This window comes from Mesorhizobium sp. M7A.F.Ca.US.011.01.1.1 (assembly GCF_003998295.1).
In the GTDB taxonomy this organism is placed as follows: domain Bacteria; phylum Pseudomonadota; class Alphaproteobacteria; order Rhizobiales; family Rhizobiaceae; genus Mesorhizobium.
Window position 1 is genome coordinate 47,464 of the sequence record NZ_RZRT01000007.1, and the last position, 21,785, is coordinate 69,248.

The following is a 21,785-nucleotide window of genomic DNA, read 5'->3' on the forward strand; positions in this document are numbered from 1 at the left end:
GAGCGAATCTTGCGTATCTTGTACGGGATGAAATTCGTTTATCAACCTTGAGGTGGTGGTTATTCCGATATGTCGTTTGCCAAATGGGCAAATGGATCGAAGGCAGCCGTTTGACGAAGGCAGTGAAATCCTTTGCTGACCCTCACGAATTACCGAATTAGCGAAAAAGAGACATTCCAGTGAGCCAGTGAATTGCAGCCCAGAAAGCCAGGGGGCCAGGGTCCTGCACTACGCGATCAAATTTCGTGTCTCCACTCCCAGCATGGCAAGGTAAGCTAGAACTTCTAAAGAGAGGGGTGTATTGACAGGCGAAGGGCTCGGGGATTCAAATGTCTATTTTCGCATCGAAGCTGCTGTGGAACGGCACCATCCGCTTTATCTTTTTTTGGGTCATTGTTGCGGCTGTATTATGGACGCTTGCCTCGACATTCGCCTGGTTGGATGTCGATCTGATTTGGGCGACCCTCATAGAAGTGGGAAATAGAGACCTGAGAGGCGTGAGCACTCAAGGTTTCGCGTTCGCCATAGCTAGCAGTTTGGTGGCGTTCGCAGCGGCCTTGGCTATCGCTTTCACTGTCATGCACACGATTTTGATTTCGCTTTCTATCTTCGGCATAAGGCGCCGCGTGCAGAAGACGAAGGATATGGTCGACTTTGCCACATCATATCCGTCCATGCACAAGCGGCTTGAACAGCATCCACTCTTAGGCCACGCTTGGAAAGAGTTCGATGAGACCCTTGTTCCGCCAAAGGAGGAGGGGGGCGTGTATCGCAATACCGTGCGTCCCCAGGCCTTTGTCAACATGTCGGTCGCGCGTGAGCATCTGCTCGGGTTGAAGCTCGTCGGCAGCATCCCTGGGTATTTTGTCGGCATAGGCTTGCTATTGACTTTTGTGGGTTTGGTGCTCGCACTCAACAAAGCTGCAACTGCCGTCAACAGCGTGGATGCAGAAGGCATGCAGGTTGCGACGCGCGAGTTGCTCCAGGTTGCAACATTCAAATTCTCGACTTCGATCGCGGGTCTTGGCGCGTCGATTTTCTTGTCCTTCTGGTTCAAGCTCAATCTTTCAGTCATCGAATCGGTTTTCGACAAATTCTGCAAAGCGGTGGAGCGAAAACTTCGTTACACCGCGCCTCAGGCCATTACTGCGGAGATGAACGAAACGCTGGCGGGCCAACTCACGGAGTTGAAACAGATTAATTCCGCTGACTTCTTCGCTCGCATGGGCGAAAACCTCTCGCCGCAGATCCAGACTGCCTTTGCGAGTGCCATGGCGCCTGTGACGGCAAGCATCGATCAGGCTGTTGGAAAGCTTTCCACTAATAGCCAATCTGGCGTCGCAGAACTTGTTACTCGGTTCAGCGAGAGCGTGCAGGGGGGCGCCGGAACTGAACTGCGCGAATTGGCTTCCACACTCCAGTCGATGCAAGGCGCGCTGGTCGAGGCGCAGCGCGGAATCCACGGCAGCGGCGCCGATTTCGGCCGACGACTGTCGGAGGCAGCTGAGAACCTCAATCGGCTCGTCTCGGATGCCGGTGACAAGCTCGGTTCAAGTTCCGAACAGAGCCGTGTCGCAATGGTCGAGGTCGTTGCTGCGCTGCGAGAGACGATGGAGCAGGCGAACCGCAAGGTCGACGAGAGCCTTGGCCAAGCGGCATCCGGCGCATCGGCACGGCTCGAAGAAGCAATGGGGAGAGTATTCGAACGGCTGGAAGCACAGGTATCGACGTTCAACAACGGGCTCGGTGGCTTCCAGGATGGCTTGTCGAAACAGCTCGAGGAAACGCGCGAGCGCGTCGCGGCGGCTCAGGCAGGCGCAGCGGAAGCTATTGGCGGTGCATCTGCAGAAGCCGCCAAGGCATTGCGCGATGGCCTTGGAGGAGCCCTTGCCACCATCCGCGAAGAGATCGAGCGCTTCGCTGTGGCAATGCGTGGAACCGAAACCACGCTTGTCGCTCAAGGCAATGCAATGCGGGAGACGACCGACCAATCTCGCGCCGTGGCCGACGCTTTCCAGCGTACCGCCCAGGATGTTCGCACGGCTTCCGCACCGCTGCTCCAGTCCGGCGAGCGTATCGCGGGCGCGACCGACAAAATGGGAGAAGCCGTTACTTCCTCGGTAGCTGCTCTGCAGGCGGGCCAGACCGCCTCGCGCTCCTTGGCCGACGCGCTGATTCAGCATCACGATCATCTGGCATCAGCTTGGGCATCTTATGCCGAACGCTTCGAAAACGTCGACAAAAGCTTGGCCGGCGCCGTCGAAGGCCTTGCGAGGGCTGCGCAGGATCAAGGAGAGATCATCGCCAAGAGAGTGCAGCAGGTCGATCAGGGTTTTGCCGACGCGATAGGCAAGCTAAATGGATTGCTGTCAGGAATCGACGAAAATACCAAGGATTTGAGTGAGGGAGTGGAAAACCTGCGTATCGTTCTCCTCCCGCAAGCAGCCGAGTGAGGTCTGCCCCATGATGGCCGTTGAGGAAGAACATCACGCAGCCGCCGAAGAAGGCGAAAACTACTTCGTCTCGATGACCGACATGATGGTTGGCGTGCTCTTCATCTTCATCATCATGCTGATGGTTTTTGCTCTCGATTTCCGGACGAAGACGGATGACCAAACCTCCGCGCTGGATAAGGCACGGGACGCCGCCCAGAAGATCGAGATCTTGAGCCAAGAAGTCGAGAGCCACATCAAGAAGATGGATGAGGCGTCGGAGGTGAGGCGAAGGCTTCTAACGGAGATTCGTGACCAACTAGCCGCAAAAAACATCGAGGTGGTGATCAGTCCGAAAAGCGACGTGTTACGCATCACCGAAAATGCAGTGCTCTTCGGAACAAGTTCCTGGACGCTGGAAGGCCAAGCGCAGCGCAACGTTGAGGCCATTGCGCAGGTCTTGGGCGCCGTGCTTAGGAACTATGTCGCCTGTAGAGTTGCTGATGGCACGAGGAATTGCGTGCAAGACGATAGACCGGTTATCGAAACGGTCTTTATCGAAGGCCACACCGACAAGAGCGGGCCAGATCTCGAAAACTGGCGTCTCTCGACAGCGCGCGCCGCGGAGACGTTTCAGCAATTGGTCAACAGCGCCAAGGAATTGCGTACGTACTTCAACCGAGAAGGCCAAGAAATCTTGTCGGTATCGGGATATTCGTCGACACGACCGGCAAACTTCGACGACACGCCGGACGCATGGGCCGCCAACAGGCGCATTGATCTTCGCTTTGTCATGGAAAACGACAGTCGTGAACGGTTGGAGCAGTTGCTGGGCCAAACTGAAGACATGCGCGGCGAGATCGAGGCGCTGATCGACGCGCTTGGTGGTCGGCCGTGAGCCTTCTCAAGGAAGCCATCCGCCAGATTGCGTCTCGTCCGTTGATGCCGCCCAAGTTGCGAGACGAACCCGCCGTAGTGCGCGCCGCCCAAGGTATCATCGGTGGCGACGGCATGGATTTGCAACGCAATGGAAAAGATTACGACAAGATTGCGGGTGAGCTTCTGCTGCGGCTCATCGAAGGCGATTCGCTAACCAGCCGCGAATTGCAGGACACCGCCTGGTGCCTTTGGCAGACTCGGACCCCGCTTGCCGACGTTCCCGTCGCTTTGCGCAGTGCCCTCGGCGGAATCGAGAGTTGCGGTCGCAAGCCTCCGGGGCGAGCGCTAGCATCCTCATTCCTCTACTCCTTCGCGCCAGAACGCCCTGGTATGCCTGAAGCCTCCGCCACGCTCTGCCGGATCGCCGAACGTCTCGGCAAGCCTTGGGCCGAACTACAGACTGAATTCGCCTTGCTCGATTGGAAGAAGGGACCTCCTAGCGTAGCCGGTCGTGCACTCGATCTGCGAAAATCGCCGACCGAGATTCTCGCCAAAGCCGGGTTAAGGGCTCAAGATTCGCTATCGGGTTATGTTCAAGCATGCGGAGGTGAGTTGTTGCTACGCCTCGCGAATACCAAAGCTATATCAACAGTGGAACGACTTTCTCTTGTTGAAGCCATCGCGCTCAACGGCAAGCGCAAGCTAATTTTCGAGCCGCATGGACCGCTAGTCGCGAACGCCTTGTTGCTGGCTTTTGGTGACAGGGAACCTGATGATGACCTGAAACAGCAATATCTTGATTTGCTTTTGGCCCTTTTCGATGATCCGCGGCTTCGTCCTGGGAACTGGACCCGGATGGAAGAGGCGGCAGGCATCGCGAAAAGATGGCTCACCAAGCAAACGTTGCGACAGTTTTTGGACATTGTTGATCAGGTGGCGCTGGAACGGATGTTCCTTTACCGACGCAAATTTTGGGAGGCGGTTTATCAGCTTGGCTTGATCCACGCTGCATGGGTTGTGTTTGATACGGCTGCCAGCCGGCTCGCTTTCCATACGTTTGGAAAGGAGCTCCGCTATGGGAGATTTGATGGCTCCGTGCAAAGTGGCCAATGTGTCCTAATCCTACGCGTCGGCCGCGGCGTTGTTGCTGAATGGAGTCATATGGGTAAATGCATAATTTGGAATGATGCTGAAGCTGCCGACGCGCCCCAATTGTATGAGGGACTTTATAGGCCGCACCGTCTCCGTTCAAATGCGAGCGATTCGATCCATCATTCTGTTTTTGCAGTCACCCACTGGCCCCTTGACGGGCCAAGTAGCTGGCAAACAAAAGTGGCCAACAAGCTTCACCAGATGAACGGCATTCGCATCCCCTCGTCGAGCTACAAGGTTAGCGGATGAGCATTGTCTTCCGTACGCGCGTTGCACCGGATGGCGTCCATATAGAAGCGCAGCAGAAGGGATTTCTTGGACGACGAACTGTCCCGATAACGCAGTGGGAAACCTTCGACGGGGCTGAGGCGGTCGCGGCGCGCGTGATCTTATCGGCTGTGGCCACCCAGGAGGCTCGCCAAGAGCCGGCTTCCGTCGTTTTGTCCCACGCTGCCGCAACGGGATTGCCGGCATCGATTGCCGGCACGCTTGGAATAGCTCCGTTGGCCCATCTCTCGGCAACCCTCTCTTTCGAGGACAGGATTGATTCGGCGACCGGACGAATCCGCGTTCGCTGGTACGACGCGAATACCCGGCCCGTTCTCGGAATCCGCGCCGGAGCTTTCGTGACGGTCGGTGAAGACACCGGAAGGCTGACCGGTGCGTTGTTCCGGCTGACGGAGGCCATCGAATCCTACAATGCGAGCGCAGGGCAACCGATCGAAGTTCGCATCGGTCTATGGCAACCGGTACAGGAAGCGTTGCGCGAGAGCACGGGACTTGAGGTCAAATCCGACCAATATCTCTCCAGCCTTACGATCTATCAGGCAGGGTCCTTCGCGCTCGATGTCAGGGAAACGTCAAACGGCCCCGACTTTACGCCCGTCCTGATGAGCCGAGGCAAGGCGGCTACTCTCGAGGACGTGGCGCCCGCCGTCGAAGGCGATGAGGACGAACCAACGGGGAAGCTTCGCGACGAAATTGCCGACGCGCTTCTGCCGCCGGAACTGCAACAGAAATTCGTTTCCGAGCGTTACGAGGCCAGCGGCCGCACCCACAATGCCTACGTCCTTGGGCGCAACGTCTTCGTCGTCCTTGATCCTGACCTGAAGCAGGCACTGGATGTGGTCCGAAAGATGCGCTCCGCTCCACGGGAAGCGCGACGGGCCTTTATCCGCAACCCTCGGCCGGCGCTCTCGGAAGCGCTGGGCGGGGAGGCGGCCGATGCCGTCGCCGCGTCGCTTTTTGTCGAGACACAACAATATTCCGAACGCGTTCTCGGCCTTGGCGTGTGGGAAAGGCCAGCGCTTCCCTGGTTGCAAAACGAGGCGGGTCAGTGGCTGCCCGAAGGTTTCGCGCTGAAGCTGCGCGACAAGACCCTCATCTTCAGCCAGGAGGGCGTGGAGCAGCTGTCGCACCAGGTTCAGGCCGCCAAGGTCGAAGGACACGAGACCGTCGCCGTTATGGGGACGGACTATTCCGTATCCGAGGTCGAGGGCGCGCTTGCTCACATTGCGCCAGTTGATTCTGCCCCGGTCGGCATCGACCAAACGGGGGAAGAACCCGGCCAGACCGCAAGCGATGAGGTACTGGCAGAAGACGACAGGCGCGTCCTTCTCATCCGGCAGAATCTGGAAGACGCCGACTATGTGCTTGCTGCTCCTAGGCGGATTGCATCCATTCCGCTTGAAGTGCCATCAGCACTGATGGGGAGCACCAGGGCAAAGCCGCACCAGCAAACGGGATTGTCATGGTTGCTCAATGCATGGGTGGCGGGGCGACCGGGTGTGCTATTGGCCGACGACATGGGTTTGGGAAAAACGTTTCAAGCTTTACGCTTCCTGGCCTGGACCAGGGCGAACCGGAAATCTCAAGCAGCACCACTGACGCCGCTGCAGCGAGGCCCGATCCTGATCGTCGCGCCGACGGCGCTTCTGAACAACTGGATCGCCGAGTCAGAACAGCATCTTGCGCAGGATGCGCTGGGAGACAGGATGGATGCGTTCGGACCGGGATTGAAGAGGCTGAAGCGGCCCCGATCGGAATCCTGGTCTCCCGAGGACTCCCTCGACACAGACGCCTTGAAGCGCGCCGATTGGATCCTGACCACTTACGAAACCCTTGCCGACAATCATCGCGCTTTCGCGCGGGTTGGCTATTCGGTCGCGGTGTTCGACGAAATGCAAAAGGTGAAGGATCCGCGCACGATCAACACTCATGCCGCCAAGGCGATGAACGCCGATTTCGTGTTGGGGCTGACGGGAACGCCCATCGAGAACCGGCTCGAGGATCTGTGGTGTATCATGGATCGAGTGGCGCCCGGATTTCTAGGCGACCTCAAGAGATTTTCCGAGGCTCATACCGAGGACCAGCCGGACAATCTCAAGGCGCTCAAGTACAAGCTCGACGAGCCGCAGGCCGACGGGCCACCAATGATGCTTCGTAGAATGAAGGAAAACCACATAGAGGGGTTGCCTGAAAAGAAGATCATGTCCTACCAGACGCACATGCCCGGCGCGCAAGCGGAGGCCTATATGGATGCCGTTCGCTCCGCCCAGGCAGGCGAGCGCTCGCATGGAGCGATGCTTAAGGCGATTCACGCATTGCGCGGGATTTCCCTGCATCCAGAAGGCGCCAGGGAGGTCGATCCATATGACACCCAATCGGCAGCGACTTGGCTCGGGCAATCTGCACGGCTGACACGGGCGATCGAAATCTTGCGGCAAGTCAAATCAGGGGGCGATAAGGCGCTGATCTTCATCGAAGACCGTGCCGTTCAGAAAGCCTTCGCTGGAGTTGTCGTCACTCTCTTCGATCTTCACGCCGAACCGACAATCATCAACGGTGAAGTTTCCGGCCATCGGCGGCAGGAATATGTCAAACGGTTTCAGGAGGCGCGAAAGGGCTTCGATCTACTGGTGCTGTCCCCGAAGGCGGCGGGAATCGGCCTCACCATCACGGCCGCGAACCACGTCATTCATCTTAGCCGCTGGTGGAACCCGGCGGTTGAGGATCAGTGCAATGACCGTTGCTATCGCATCGGGCAGGACAAGCCGGTGACTATCCATCTGCCGATAGCGATTCACCCAGTATTGGGCGACGCGTCCTTCGATGTCACTCTGGACCGTCTCCTGAGCCGAAAGCGTTCGCTTTCGCGCAACATGCTGGCGCCGCCGGTGTCGGATGGAGATTTGGGCGCTCTTTTCGGGGCCACCATCTCGACGCATTGATCAATCCGATCCCTCACATCAGAGTAAGCAAATGAAAGCGCTCATCGTTCGAGAGCCATGGATCGATCTGATCCTTGATGGCCACAAGACGTGGGAGCTGCGAACCCAGCCCACCTCGATCCGCGGGCGGATCGCACTCATTCGTAAAGGCAGCCGAGAAATCGAAGGCGTAGTTAAACTCGTCGATGTCCTGCCGCAATTGTCAGCGTCCGGCTTGGCAGATTCCATAGAGTTTCACGGTGTCCCGTCGAGCAGATTTCAAGAGGTGACGCAAGCTGGCTGGTTGACACCATGGGTGCTGGTGGACGCCCACCGGTTTTCTGCGCCCGTTCCTTTCACGCGTCCCTCCGGACCCGTTACCTGGGTCGATCTGGATGTCGAAACCATGCGTGCCGTGCAGCAGCATTCGGCTATCTTAAATCGGTCGAACGCCGCGACAGTGCAGGCGGTGTCCGTTGCATTGCCCCCTTCAACGTCTCGCCGATATGCAGAGGAGAAATTCGATTCTTCCCTGAGGTCATCTGGCAAGGAACCGCAAATTTCCCCCGCCCTCGAATCCAAGCTCGTGCTAAAGGCTGAAGAGCTCGGCTTCGCCGTCAAGCCGCGCAGAAGTTCGCAGACCAAGATGCTTGAACTGTCGGTCACTACACGGAGCGGCAAGCGCTTTGTCTTCGTCGACCGGATGCCGAAGTCCGAACCGCTATTCAGGGTTTTCCTCCCGCCGGAGGTGGACAAGAAGGCTGAAACCGCAATCGCTGGAATTCCTGGCGTTGAGCGATTCAGGAATGGTAGATCGGGCCGTTATGTGTTCAGACACAGCGCTTTTCGCGCATTCGCCTCATATGAGGGACAGGAGCCTGAAGCGCATGGCTGGTTTGTCGGCCGTGAACAATGAGAGGGATCAGGCTTCGATCTCGTTCGGCTGACTTTGGCGGGCGGCGATGAGCAGCCACAAAAGAGCCTTCAGCCACCTGAGCAGGAGGGAGAAGTTGTAGCCGGCGGCGGCCAGGATGGCGTTGAGGGCGTCGCCCTGCTGGCCGGCGAGGTAGTTGCGGCCCATCCGGTGCTCGGCCTTGATGTGGCCGATCACCGGCTCGACCGCCGAGCGCCGCCGCATCTGGCGCTTGATGGCCGGGGTGACGCGGCGTTTCTGGCCGCTGGTGAAGACCCTGAACTTGTGGCTCTGCGGTGCGTTGTGGCCGCGATAGCCGGCGTCGGCGAGGATGCGGCCGATCTCGTTGCCGATGGTCTCTTCCATATCGGGGATGACGCTTGCCAGCGTGTGGCCGTCATAGGGATTGCCGGGCAGCGCTTTTGCATGCAGGGCGAACTGGCCACCCTTCGAGCGCTTCAGCGTGGTGGCGAGCGACACCTTCACCCCGAACTCGTAAGGGGCATGCGCCTTGCCCTTGCCGATGCATTCCACCTCGTGCGCGTGCAGGCTGTAGATCTTGCGGCCGCGCTGGCGCTGACGTTGCTCGAGAACGGTGGAGGCCTGGTAGAGCGGCCATTTGAAGAGCGCGTCCAGCTCCGCATCGTCGGCGACCTGGCGGGAGATGTCGCGAATGGTCCGGCCGAGATAGGTCTTGAGCCTGCGCAGCGCCTTGTTGGCCCGCTTGAACTGCTTGGCGTGGGCATAGCGCTGGTGCTTGATCAGCGCCAGCTTGCCGACCCGCACATAGGTCTGGCGCAAATTGAGCCCCGTCTTCCTGGCCAGCCGCACCAGCCGTTCACGCGCCCGGTGGATGAGCTTCGCGTCGGTCGGGAACATGACGTTCTTCGGCTGCACGGTGGTGTCGACGATCACCTGGCGCGTGTCGGCCGGCTTCATCGCCCCGGTCTTGACCGCGATGCTGAGGCTTTCCTGCAAGAGCGCCACGATCCGCTCCTCGCCCATGCGGTCCCGCCAACGCGTCATCGACGAGCGATCGAACGGCAGTTCATGGCAGAAGAATTCCTCGCCGCAAAGATACTGGAAATAGGGGTTCTCCACCCAGCGCTCGCACAGCACCTCATCCGACAGGTTGAAAGTGTGCTTGAGGATCGCAAGCCCCGCCATCAGCCGGGTCGATAGCGGCGGCATGCCAGGGCCGTCCGAATAGACCGCGCCGAAACGCTCCTCCAGCACCGGCCAATCGATCGCCTGCGCCAGCCGCACCAGCTCGTGTTTCAGGTTGATGATCTGATCGAGCCGGGAGCGGAACAAGTCCTGTTCTCCCGTCTCGCGCTTCTCGCGTGGCCTGGACACCGCCATCCTCTCGATTCGCCCCGCCAAAACGAGTGAATCACGCTCTGCAGCACAAGGGAATCGCAAAACCGAAAGCAAGAAAATAGCTCTCAAGCACCGCAAATCCTGCAATTCCAAAGCCGCTGCCCACCTTAATCAGGAGGCCAGATCAATGACTTGCGGATAGTTCACGGCCGACTGGTTTGTGTCCGCGCTCCGCGCGGAATCCGCATTCGCAGCCATCCTTCAAGCTGTTGAGGTCGCTTGAACGCGGATCGCTACAAGAGACCCGCTTCCGTCAGATACGGCGACGGGTTGGCGGGTTGGTCTCCAATCCTTCCACTAAGCGTAATCATGAGACGGCGCTTTGGTCTTGTCATGGCGACGTAGAACAAGCGGCGCTCACTCTCCTTGGCTTCTGCCGTTTCCGCCCGGCGCAAGGGCCAGATGCCATCATTGGCGTCAAGTATGATGACGGTATCGTATTCTTTGCCCTTCGCGCGCAACGCTGTCATCAGATGAACTGGTCGGCGCCACAGTTCGTCAGCAGCGCCTGAAGCGTCCTCCTCGCCCGGCAGCCGAGCAAGCGTATCGCGTGCGCTGTCAAGATCATCAATGAAGCGTTGGAAGTCGTCCTCATAGCGTCCCGCAAATTCCGCCAAGTAGAGGAAGGGCGGATCGGTGTAAAATATGTCTTCCTGCGATTTGCCATAATCCTGGTTGAGCCCCGCAAAGCCCGCACCCAATGCCGCGATTGCATCCCTTACCGTCGGCGCATCCAAGAGGTCGCGCAGCACCCGGCAGAAAACGAGGCCGGCGGCGCCATCCTCGTTGAGGCCTTTCAATGATCCGCGGTAGGCTGCTATCGCATCGAGCGCGTCGCCGTAGCTTTTTGGTCGGCTCGTGCGCAAATGGCCGGCCAATGCTTCTCGTTCCGCCTTTTTCAACGGATACCGTTTCACCAAGTCGCAAAGCTTGACTATGTCGTCCACAAGCGCAGGCGGCCTGAAATTGGCTCGCGCCATTGCACATGTCTGCAGCGCATGGCGCAGCTTTTCAAAGGCACCACTCATGAAAATCTGAAGATCTTCAGCTGCACAAAAGGGCAAATCCTCGCTCGCCATCAAAACCTGATACGGGATAAGTTGCGCGCGTTTCCGGGAAAGAATCGCAAGCTTCGCATTTGGTCTGTTGCTGGCGAGGAAAGATCGCACTTCATCCATCACAGCATCGATGGATTCGACGAACCTATCGCTCCTCACGATTTGGACCTCTGCATCTGCCGTTTGCATCGCAACGACACGCTTATCTTCTCGACGCTTGTTGTTAACGATCAGCTTCTGTGACGCCGTTACAAGATTTCTGGGGCAACGATAATTTCGTTCCAGGATGTGGGTCGAAAATTCACGATCGAAATGTTGATCAGGTTGCAGGATGTAGTGGGGTGTCGCCCCCCGCCATTCGAAGATGGCTTGATCATCATCCCCCACGATCGTCAAGTCAGCCTTGTGCAGATCGACAATTTTTCGGACTAGGTTGAGGTCAAGCGGATTGATGTCCTGGAATTCATCGACGAGTACCTGTGTGTACCGCGAACCGCCGGTGGGAAAGCGATCCTCCGCAATCTGCCGGCGCAAATCCAGGAACGCGACATATTTCTGATCTTCCAGCGAAAAAAGAGCCTGCCCAATCATCGTCTGACAACTGTCGACCCAAAACGGCAGCACACCTTCGATAAAGGATTCAAGGCGCTTGTCGGCCAGTATCTCGCATTCGGCCAACTGGTCGATTAGATTTTGGATTTGCCAAAGCAAACCCAGACGCATGAGGTAATCCATCTGGTCGTGGGCGGCCCAAATGCTCGGAGCTTCATGGTCGAAGCCTAATGATTTCAGTCGTTCAATCAGGCCGTTCAGAACCTTGTCAACAACGTAGGGCTGCGCCTCCATGGCTTTCTCAATCCGAGGGAATTTGCGCCAGACGGGCTGCAACGTATTTCGCACGCAACCTGACTTTTCGAATTCACTTACCAGCAGGCGCGGGCTGTGATGATTGGCGCGTAGCCTTTTGAAGCCCCAGCCGTTCAGAGTCACCACTTCGACAGCACTCGCCATGAACGCGAAATCGGGGTTTGAAAGTCGTGCGCGTAGTTCGTCGCGGGCTGCACGGGTGAAAGTCACGACCAGGAACCGGCCCTTCGAATCCGCTCGGCGATAAAGCTCTGCACACCGCCATAAAAGAGATTGTGTCTTACCACTGCCGGCAGGAGCAAGGAGGCGCAAATTGCCCCCGGGGGCCTTACAGAACCGCTGCTGAAATTCGTCAAGTTGCTGATCCGAGACGTCAATTGGCCTGGTCGGAATAGCTTGTGCGTCAGTCATGTCAGTGTTCCCAAACTGAGGCGATGGTCTACAGAAGCTAATGATCTGTGCTTGCAGTCTGCCCCTTGGACCGCGGCGTGAGCAAGTTTCGAACACGGAGCACGACAGCGCGCAGTGCAAGCTTGTGCTGCGGCCCTGCTCGAATGCTGCGACCATGAGGTCAATGCTGATGCGTCATTGGCAACGGGATTTCCGAGCACAGCTCAAGATATCTGCAGAATGCATTGGCAAGCTGGATCTGGCGTGGCGTGCTGCATTCCGCTTCGAACACAGGCGGTGACGCTACCAGAATCGACAAACATTTGGCACGCGAAGTCGCAACGTTGAAGCGGTTTAGACTGTAAAGAAATTCCATCCCCCGTGGAGCATCTGCGTGAGTTGACGTCGTCATCGAATAAATCGCGATTGGCGCCTCCTGACCCTGAAACTTGTCGACCGTACCGACTCTGGCGCCGAGCAGGCGCTGCTGGATTTCGAAAACCTGCGCGTTGTAGGGCGTGATGATCAGGATATCGTTGAGGGTGATGGCCGCTTCTTTGCCATCCCGATCTATCCAATGTGTATCCGACCGCAGCACGTGATCGACAAGACGATGAATGGCGTCAGCCTCTTCAGGTGAGGAATTCTGATTTCCACGGTGGGTGATAGGGAGGTACCGTAGGCCGGAACCGCTTATCGGACCAGTGGAGATGACCTGGCCCTCAAGTCCCGGTCTCGACGTCAGCTTGCCCTCATAGAACAGTTCCGAAGTGAATGCGCAGAGGTCCGGATGGAGTCGCCAGGTCTCTTCGAGAAAGAGGCCCTGGCCAGCATCGATAGTTTTATCGCCATGAAGGATATGGTTGAGGGCAGACACGTCGGTTCCATCCGGGTGACTTCCCTGCATCGGCTGATCCAGCTGCTGAGGATCGCCAAGCAGCACGACCGTGTGGGCTGCCTGCGAAACCGCCAGCACATTTGCCAGGGACATCTGAGCGGCTTCGTCCACGACGAGAACGTCGACCGATGCGAACGCATCGGCACGTGACCAGAGAAAGCTTGTTCCCCCCGCGACTTTGCAGGGTCCGCTCAACGCGCCATACACGTCGGCATTAGTCTTTGCGAAAACCAAGCGATGCTGATTGGATTCCATCTCCTTCGGCTTTAAGATGCACGTCAGGTCGACGCCAAGTTCGTCGGCCGCTTCAATGACCTTGTCGACCAGATTCCTGATGACCTTGTGGCTGTTGGCGGTGATCCCGACAGTCTTACCGTCGCGAACAAGCGCGCATACCATCCGCGCGCCAGTGAACGATTTTCCGGTGCCGGGAGGGCCTTGTATTGGGAAGATGCCGCCATCGAAGAGCGTGGCAACCCGCATCGCTGCGGCCAGGCTTGTCTCCCCATCAATCTTGATCGGCTCACCCCGGAGGCGGGGGGCCAGGCGCAGCAGCAGATCGCGCGCCGCACAAAATGGCCCATCGCCAGCCAGCCCGTGGTCCACCACGTATTCGCCGATCCGCACGAGGGAATTGGCCTGTTCATCAGAGCCGAAAGTCTTGGAGCCGTAGATCGCCTGGGGATGCACACCAACGGACTTGCCCGTCTTTTTGATGTCGATCGTACGGTTCTGCTGCGATACGGCAACGGTGGTTCCAATCTTGTCGCCGCCGACGTTGTGCAGGTCGTCCTCGACGCGAATGTCTGTTTCCTGCGGAATGAATGAATAGCGGTGCGTCGGCAGCTTTCCGGCCCCAGGGACCTCGCCGACGAAGGTGACGCCCGACAGGCCGCTGCGTTCGTCCATCAACTCTTCGGCCGACAGATCGCGAAGGCGAAAGAACTCCCACCAAGTCGCCTTTGCCTCGCGCCGATGCCAATCGAGAATGTTGGCGAGTATCCATCGCGCTTGCTGGTCATGGTCGCGTTCCTCCGGATCGGCCGATACGCCTGCCGTTAGTCGCTCAATCAGCGGGCCGATCTTTGCGAGCCATGCCGTGACGTTTTCGCTTGCGACGTCGTCGCCGGGCTGGGGCCGGGCAATGTTTTCACCGGCAGCAATCGCCTGAGCGCGGAGCATTTCCAGCCAGTCCCGAAGACACTGCGTCGATACGCAGTCGTCGCGGTTGTAGCTCTCGACCACCGATCGGTCTTGTTCGCGAATCTTGTCCGGGTGTCCTAGTTCCAAGCTCGATTGGAGACTCAGCAGTGCGATGTTTGCATCCTGAAGGGCTGTTTCGCGCGTGAATCCATAAAACGGCTCGAGCCTTTTGATCGAATAGCTTTCAACGCTGGCGCGAAGGCCGTTGCGGACAACTGCGTAAAGATCGACGAACAGCTTCGACCGTAGCATGTTGTCGAATTCTTCTTCGCGCGTTGCATAGCGACCCATCAGCCGTTTCAGAGCCCCAGGCTCGTAGGGCGCGTAGTGGTAGACGTGCAGTTCCGGATATGCCTTTCGACGCTCCGTTACGAAGTCGACGAACGCTTCGAACGCCAGCTTCTCGTCGTCGCGGGAGACAGCCCAGTCTCCGACGTAGGTCCATTCGCCAGTCTCATTTTTGAATTGATATCCAAAGAGGTACTCGAGCCCGTGTTCGCCGACGAACGGGTCGCCTTCCAGGTCAAGGAAGACATCTCCGTCAGAAGGTTCCGGAAGGCATGACAGTCCGAAGCCTGCTTCGACAGGGAGGAGCTCGAAACAGAGGTTTCCGCTGACTCTCGCCTCAACTTGCAACCGCGCTTGGTCGCGAACACGCTCATAGGAATGGGCCGAGCCGCGCTCGGGCTTCCATTGCAGGGGCAGGGGTATATGAGCCAGGGGTTCCATGGCACCTACGCCGCGGCTCTTGAGTTCGTTGATCTGCACTTTGGAAATGCCGGCGACGAGACACAGGTGATCGTCGGCTCGGCGCCGCTTGTCACATTGCTTGCTCCAGCGGCAAACATCGCAGTGACTGTTGGGGTCAGGATAGGTGTCGGAGTCAGCGACAGAGTCGACTGTCAGCTCAAGCCCGGATTTGGCTCGGCGATAGAATGCGCCGTAGTCAGCGAAGCGATATTGCTCTCGTTGAAAATCCGCCCATGGCGGAACCACATGCATGAATTCAGGCGTCTGGCCTTGAGCGCCGCCCAAGAGATCGGAGTAAAGGCAAAGCTGGAGGACCGTGCCTCCCTTTGTCTCGCGAGCCAACTTGGTGTCGACTGCCTCATAGGACCAGGGGCCGAGCGCTGATGGTGTCTCAACACGGAGAAGCACGTCTGTTCGGCCGCTCCACCGTCCGTTCAATAAAGCTCCTTGGACGATAACGGGCGTTCCAGCGCGCATGGCATCGAGTGTCTGTGCGGCCGTTGTCGCCGTGATATCGATGCCTTCAATCCGCACAGCATCGAGACCCGAAGTTTTCAGATGGTCGATATACGCTTGCTCGTGAAGCGCGCCTCGTTCTCGAAGGATTTCGAGAAACGGATCGTAAGAAGCTGGTTTGGCAAGCGTCCCCTTCGCAACGGCTTGGTCTAGGCTCGTGAGATGGCGGCAGCTCAGATGGCCCACGAGATCAGTCGCGCTGAGATATGTTTTGTTTTCCGCCCACTTCATGCCCAACCTTAGAGAGAATAGCGGCCCAATCAAAGGAATGAATGGCTCCTAATCGGATTTTTACTACCGAGATTAGCTTGGCTCCATGAAAAATCAGAACCTATGAGCCTTCTGCGCGGCTCCAAGCGGACATTAGTTTGTCCGCGGTAGGCTCCGTCTCAACGCCAGACCTACGCGGCAATTATCGGCGTAAGACGCATTTGCAAATGGTCCTGCCCTATCAGAGCCTACAGCAGTCAATCACCCCAAGAACTTGGCGGCGGTGGATCACCTTCAGGGTCGTGAAGGTCATCCAGTTCCGGGAAGAGATTCTGTTATCGCAAGTTCGACGTCAGGATGTCTAACTGATTTTGAGCTGCCATTTGTGCCAGACGCTGTTCCGCCCATCCGATCATGCGAAAGTATTCGGGACTGGCTTGTGGCGAAGCCTCGGAGGTATTGGCAATGGTCACGTGAAGATCAGCGGCTTCTCTTTGATAGTCCGCAAGTTGGCGCAGGAAGATCACTCTATTGACCTCCCGCTCTTGCCGTTTTTTGTGCAGCTCCCGTCTGTGCGTCAGATGCTTGCGGCGGCGGTCTTCCGCTTCCCGTTCCTCCCGATGGGCTTTTCGTACGGAAGATGGAACAGCATACCATCCGCCATTGCTTCAATCCTCGATTCTAAAGTCTGATATTTGCCGTAGGTGCCGCGGTTCGACAATAACGCGTCTGGCGCACAGCCCAGATGACCTTTTAGACTTTTCCGTGGGGATATCTGTGGGGTAGGCGGTGTTCGGTTGCCTTGTTTTTTCTGGCGGAGTGGCAGGATTTGAACCTGCGACCTCTCGGCCCGCCTTAACGGTCATGGCGATCCCTGCGGTAAGTTTAGTCCATCAATCCGGCCTCCACTAACACCGGCCTTGTGCGCGAATGAACCACCATTGTCGATAGCTATCGAAAATCCCTGATGAAACTTGTGGCCGGCCCTCAGGCAGACGAGTATTGGCATGTTAAAGTCGGTAATTTGGAGGGGACATGCGCCGAGGTTGGGAATTTTGGCTGGGGGCCAGCTTTGTTGTCGCCGCAATGGCACTTGTCGCACCTGCTTATTTCCTCCCTGACTGGCGGGCTATCGTATCATCTATCGGAGCTGCGACAGCAGCGTTCGCTGTGGTTGGTGCGTCCCTCATTGCCTACGACGGCGCATTGGCTAAGGTTCGCTTCGACCGATCGATACAAATGATAGATCGAGATCTTAGGAGAAGGCAGATACTCACCAAGCTTGATTTTACAGCTCGCCTTATCATTCTGGATACGAGACAGGTGCGCGACGCTATCGGTGTCTTTGGAGAAGCACCTCCAGATGACTTCGACTTGAACGAGCCGACTGACATGGCGGACCTTTGGAATCGTATTGGCGAATTGCCTAAGGACAAAGCGGCAGCGGTAGCGTTCGCGCGCCTTAATTATTCCCAGTACAAGAGGCTTCTCGCCGGCTATCGGCAGATGTGTGCGGATCCAATGCGAAATGGTAGCCAAGTAGCAGCTCAAAGGCGACGCGAGCTTGCAGGCATCACCATAAAAATAGCTGATGCGGCCAAAGAAATGGCTGCTGGAAATGCGGTGACGCTGGCTGCTGAAGGACTTTCGGAGGCCGACTGAAATCTTTCGATTGCTGACGCGTCGATATGTGTGTTGTTAGGGATTATTGTGTCGCCATCAGCACTGCAGGCCACGCTGACGCGAGCGCTGCGGCAAGCAAGAACGTCAACATGCACACATCCCTCCACGTGCGGGGACGATGGGTCTCATACTGTGGGGAAATCTGTGGGGTATCGGGAGAAACGGGCACCTAAGTGTCTGTTTTTTCTGGTCGGAGTGGCAGGATTTGAACCTGCGACCCCCTCGTCCCGAACGAGGTGCGCTACCAGGCTGCGCTACACTCCGTGACCAGACCGCGGGCTTATAGCCGCCACACTTGGTTCCTGCAAGCGGCACGGCGGCACTTCTGTCGCATTTCGTCGGCTTTCGTCGAGCATTGCCCGAAAGGCCCGGATTCCCTTCCGGAATAAACGTGGCTTAAAGCCTTGTGTGCTAAGCCGCAGCCCTCGACAATTCGTAATTTCCGCCATTCGGAGTTTCCAGTCTTGTCCTTCAGCATCGTTGGCGACGCCCGGCCCAACAGTTTCGAATTCGAAACCGAAGCGCTGATCAAGCCATCCGGCTTTCGCGAATATGATGCGCGCTGGTGGTTCGGCCATCCCGGCTCCGCGCAACGACCGGAACTCAATCTGATCGGCGTCCAGGCGCTCGGCATGGGGCTTGGTACGCTAATCCGCCGTCTCGGCGCCGGTCCCGATATCATTACCGGGCATGATTTCCGCTCCTATTCGCTGTCGATCAAACTGGCCCTGGTGTCCGGTTTGATGGCTGCAGGCGCACGGGTGAGGGACATCGGACTGGCGTTGTCGCCGATGGCGTATTTCGCTCAGTTCGCTTTGGATACGCCCTCGGTCGCCATGGTCACCGCTTCGCACAACGAAAATGGCTGGACCGGCGTCAAGATGGGTGCGGCGCGGCCGCTGACTTTCGGCCCGGAAGAGATGAGCGCGCTGAAAGCAATCGTGCTGTCCGGCGATTTTGACCTTGTCGGCGGCGGCTCCTACGATTTCATCCGTGACTTTCGCGCGACCTATCTCGACGATCTGACCCGCGACAAGCGCATCGCCCGAAAACTGAAAGTGGTCGCAGCCTGCGGCAATGGCACCGCCGGCGCCTTCGCGCCGCAAGCGTTGCAGCGCATCGGCTGCGAGGTCATCGCGCTCGACGTCGAGCTCGACCATACATTTCCGCGCTACAATCCCAATCCCGAGGACATGCGGATGCTGCATGCCATCCGGGACAAGGTGCTGGCATCAGGCGCCGACATCGGCCTTGGCTTCGACGGTGATGGCGACCGCTGCGGTGTCGTCGACAATGAAGGCAATGAAATTTTTGCCGACAAGGTCGGTGTGATGCTGGCAAGGGATATTTCCAGCCAGCATCCCAGCTCGACCTTCGTCGTCGACGTCAAATCGACCGGCCTGTTCCATACCGACGCAATGCTGCGCGCCAATGGCGCCGTCACTGACTATTGGAAAACCGGCCATTCCTACATCAAGCGCCGCGTCGCCGAACTCGGTGCTGTCGCCGGTTTCGAAAAGTCGGGTCATTTCTTTTTCAATCCGCCGATCGGGCGCGGATATGACGACGGGCTGGTCACCGCCATCGCCATCTGCCAGATGCTGGATCGCAGCCCGGGCAGTTCGATGGCCGATCTCTACCGCGCGCTGCCGCTGACCTTCGGCACGCCGACCATGTCGCCGCACTGCGCGGACGATATGAAGTATGGCGTTGTCGAGCGGGTGGTTGCCGACTTTCAGGCCATGAAGCGGGATGGAATGGTTTTCGCGGGCCAGAAGATCGCAGACCTCATCACCGTCAACGGCGTGCGCGTCGTCGCCGACGACGGCACCTGGGGGCTGGTGCGCGCCTCGTCGAACAAACCGGAACTGGTCGTGGTGGTCGAAAGCCCGGTGTCGTCGCAGCGTCGACGGGAGATGTTCGAGGCTGTCGACGCCGTGCTGCGCCGCAGCTCCGAGGTGGGCGCCTACAACCAGACCTTTTGAATGGTAGTTGAATGACCGAGCGGATCGTCAGTTTTGTCATGAGCGGTGGCGTCGGCTCGCGGCTGTGGCCGCTGTCGCGCGAGGACAACCCCAAGCAGTTCCACGATCTGTCCGGCGATGGCTCGATGCTGGCCAAGACCTTGCGTCGGCTGACGGCCCGGCTGGAAGGCGAAACGCCGATCTTCCTGATCGCCGCGGAGCGCCATGCTGATCGCGTTCACGCCGATCTTGCCGGCCTCGACCTCGCCGGCGGCGGTCCGCTGTTCGAGCCGACCGGGCGCAACACAGCCGCCGCCGTCGCACTGGCGACGCTGCGCACATTGTCCGAGTTCGGCGACAGCCTGATGCTGGTAGTGCCGTCGGATCATGAGATATCGACCCCGCGCCAATTCTGGCAGAGTGTCGAAGCAGGTACGGAGGCTGCACGCGAGGGCGGGCTGGTGGTGTTCGGCATCAAGCCGACGCAACCAGAGACCGGCTACGGCTATATTGAGGTCGCGGCCGAAAGCGGCGGCACCTTCGACGTGTCGCGCTTCGTCGAAAAGCCGGATCTTGCGACTGCGCAGAGCTATCTCAAGGCCGGAAATTTCTACTGGAACACCGGCATCTTCCTGTTTCGCGCCAGCACCATGCGTGACGCCTTCATAGCGTTCCAGCCGGATATCTGGCAGGCCACCGAAGCAGCCTACAAGGCAGCGACATCGGATTTGTCCGGCCTTTACATGCCGCTGGAACTCTACGCCGCCATTCCGTCGAATTCGATCGACTACGCCATCATGGAGCGGACAAAAGACATCGCCATGGTGCCGGCCGGCTTCCGCTGGAACGATCTCGGCTCGTGGCAGTCGCTGCTCGATGTCGGCCCCGCCGACGACCGGGGCAATGTCATCATCGGCGATGTCGTCGCTATCGATTGCGAGAATTCCTACATTCGCAGTGACGGCCGCCTGCTGTCGGCGATCGGCATGAAGGACATCGCCATCGTTTCGACATCGGATGCCACCTTCGTTGCCCCGGTCAGCCACAGTCAACACGTCAAGAAGATCGTCGAGCAGCTCGAAAAATCGGGTCGCCTGGAAACCAGGTTCACGCCGGCGCATGACCGCGTCATCGAAAGCGGCGCCTGGCGCCGGCGCGTGCATCACTGGCTGTTTCACGAGACCTTGCCGCTGTGGTCGACATCAGGCGTCGACGAACGCCATGGCGGCTTTCACGAAGCGCTCGGCCTGGACGCCTCGCCGTTGATGAAGCCCAAGCGCATGCGCACCATGGCAAGGCAGGTCTATGCCTTCGCCGTCGCGCGGGCGCGCGGCTGGGACGGTCCGGCCGATCGGTTGATCAGCCACGGCATCGCCTTCATGGCCGGCAAGGGCCGCACCGACAAAGGCGGCTGGGTTCGCACGCTGAACGTCGACGGCTCGGTCGCCGACGCCACCGAGGATGCCTACGATCATTCCTGCGTGCTCCTGGCGCTCGCGCATGCGCACATGTCTGGCAATCCCGACGCCTTGCGCCTCGGCGAGGAAACCTTCGCCTTTCTCGATGCGCATCTCGAAGACAGCCGTATGACCGGCTTTCTTGAGACGTCGGACGGCAAAGGCGAGCGCCGCTCCAACCCGCATATGCACCTGCTCGAGGCCTTTCTCGCCTGGCACCAGGCGACCGGCGAGCGCGCCCATCTGCGGCGCGCGGCGCGTATCATCGACCTCTTCCGCAGTCATTTCTTCGATCCGGAAAGCTGGACGCTTGGCGAGTATTTCGATGCCGAATGGAAACCCTCCACCGGCGAGAAAGGCTCATGGACCGAGCCCGGCCACCATTTCGAATGGGCCTCTTTGCTGGTAGATTTCGCCGGGCGTAGCGGCCAGGCCGAGTTGAGCGGCTTTGCCCGAAAACTTTACGCGTCGGCCACTGCCAATGGCCTCAACCGCGCCACCGGGCTTGCCTATGGCGCCGTCTCCAGGCAAGGCCTGCCGCTCGACCTGATATCCCGCAGTTGGCCGCAGGCCGAAGCCGTGAAGGCGGCGATCGCGCTGGATGGCTCTGGCGGCCCCGATCTCAAGCCGGAAATCGAAGCGCGCGTCGGCCGGCTGTTCCGCTGGCACATCGACCCGGCGCCGCTCGGCCTGTGGATCGATCGCATCGACGAGCGCGGCCGCTCGCTGGCATCGGACGTTCCTGCCAGCATCTTCTATCATCTGGTCTGCGCGCTGACGCAGTATCTTGATGGGACGGTGGAGAAGGGATGAGCCCGTATTGA

Annotated in this window: 12 protein-coding genes and 1 tRNA gene; 8 read left to right on the forward strand and 5 right to left on the reverse strand. The window is 58.5% G+C overall.

Translation table 11 applies throughout. The features are described 5' to 3' along the window. The first annotated feature begins 329 nt into the window (after positions 1 to 329). Genes zorA through EOA13_RS11100 form a run of 5 tightly spaced genes read left to right on the forward strand, consistent with a single transcriptional unit; the run spans position 330 to position 8,588 of the window. Positions 330 to 2,453 (forward strand): anti-phage ZorAB system protein ZorA, encoded by a 2,124-nt coding sequence (zorA, locus tag EOA13_RS11080; RefSeq protein ID WP_127292432.1) that lies wholly within the window; start codon positions 330 to 332, stop codon positions 2,451 to 2,453. Positions 2,454 to 2,463: 10 nt separating this feature from the next. After that, positions 2,464 to 3,330, forward strand: a complete 867-nt coding sequence (locus EOA13_RS11085) for an OmpA family protein (protein ID WP_127292434.1) — start codon at positions 2,464 to 2,466, stop codon at positions 3,328 to 3,330. Continuing rightward, positions 3,327 to 4,712 carry an EH signature domain-containing protein gene (locus EOA13_RS11090; RefSeq protein WP_127292435.1) on the forward strand — a complete coding sequence of 462 codons (1,386 nt, stop codon included), beginning with the start codon at positions 3,327 to 3,329 and terminating at the stop codon, positions 4,710 to 4,712. Before EOA13_RS11085 ends, EOA13_RS11090 begins: the two co-directional genes overlap by 4 nt. After that, positions 4,709 to 7,693, forward strand: a complete 2,985-nt coding sequence (locus EOA13_RS11095) for a DEAD/DEAH box helicase (protein WP_127292437.1) — start codon at positions 4,709 to 4,711, stop codon at positions 7,691 to 7,693. The genes EOA13_RS11090 and EOA13_RS11095 overlap by 4 nt, the downstream gene beginning before the upstream one ends. Before the next feature lie 31 nt (positions 7,694 to 7,724). Then, entirely contained in the window at positions 7,725 to 8,588 is an 864-nt protein-coding gene (locus tag EOA13_RS11100) for an ASCH domain-containing protein (protein ID WP_164780051.1), read from the forward strand. Positions 8,589 to 8,594: 6 nt separating this feature from the next. On the opposite strand, the gene EOA13_RS11105 is transcribed toward EOA13_RS11100, so the two are convergent. The 4 genes from EOA13_RS11105 to EOA13_RS11120 all read right to left on the reverse strand — a co-directional run bounded on the left by EOA13_RS11105 (position 8,595) and on the right by EOA13_RS11120 (position 16,384). Next, positions 8,595 to 9,941 (reverse strand): IS5 family transposase, encoded by a 1,347-nt coding sequence (locus EOA13_RS11105; RefSeq protein WP_127292443.1) that lies wholly within the window; start codon positions 9,939 to 9,941, stop codon positions 8,595 to 8,597. Positions 9,942 to 10,198: 257 nt separating this feature from the next. Next, positions 10,199 to 12,301, reverse strand: coding sequence for an ATP-dependent helicase (locus EOA13_RS11110; protein WP_164780052.1), 2,103 nt, complete (start codon positions 12,299 to 12,301; stop codon positions 10,199 to 10,201). 160 nt (positions 12,302 to 12,461) lie between these two features. Continuing rightward, positions 12,462 to 15,878: a TM0106 family RecB-like putative nuclease gene (locus EOA13_RS11115; RefSeq protein WP_127292448.1), complete on the reverse strand. Its 3,417-nt coding sequence runs from the start codon at positions 15,876 to 15,878 to the stop codon at positions 12,462 to 12,464. Positions 15,879 to 16,192: 314 nt separating this feature from the next. Beyond that, positions 16,193 to 16,384, reverse strand: a complete 192-nt coding sequence (locus EOA13_RS11120) for a hypothetical protein (RefSeq protein ID WP_127292450.1) — start codon at positions 16,382 to 16,384, stop codon at positions 16,193 to 16,195. A gap of 508 nt (positions 16,385 to 16,892) precedes the next feature. On the opposite strand from EOA13_RS11120, the gene EOA13_RS11125 reads away from it, so the two are divergent. After that, complete coding sequence (locus EOA13_RS11125) at positions 16,893 to 17,519, forward strand: hypothetical protein (protein ID WP_127292453.1); 627 nt, start codon at positions 16,893 to 16,895, stop codon at positions 17,517 to 17,519. Positions 17,520 to 17,727: 208 nt separating this feature from the next. On the opposite strand, the gene EOA13_RS11130 is transcribed toward EOA13_RS11125, so the two are convergent. Further along, positions 17,728 to 17,804, reverse strand: a tRNA-Pro gene (locus EOA13_RS11130). Positions 17,805 to 18,004: 200 nt separating this feature from the next. Between EOA13_RS11130 and EOA13_RS11135 the strand changes: the two genes are divergently transcribed. Then, entirely contained in the window at positions 18,005 to 19,525 is a 1,521-nt protein-coding gene (locus EOA13_RS11135; protein WP_127292456.1) for a phosphomannomutase/phosphoglucomutase, read from the forward strand. An 11-nt stretch (positions 19,526 to 19,536) separates the two neighbouring features. Next, positions 19,537 to 21,774 (forward strand): mannose-1-phosphate guanylyltransferase/mannose-6-phosphate isomerase, encoded by a 2,238-nt coding sequence (locus EOA13_RS11140; RefSeq protein ID WP_127292458.1) that lies wholly within the window; start codon positions 19,537 to 19,539, stop codon positions 21,772 to 21,774. Positions 21,775 to 21,785: the final 11 nt, after the last annotated feature.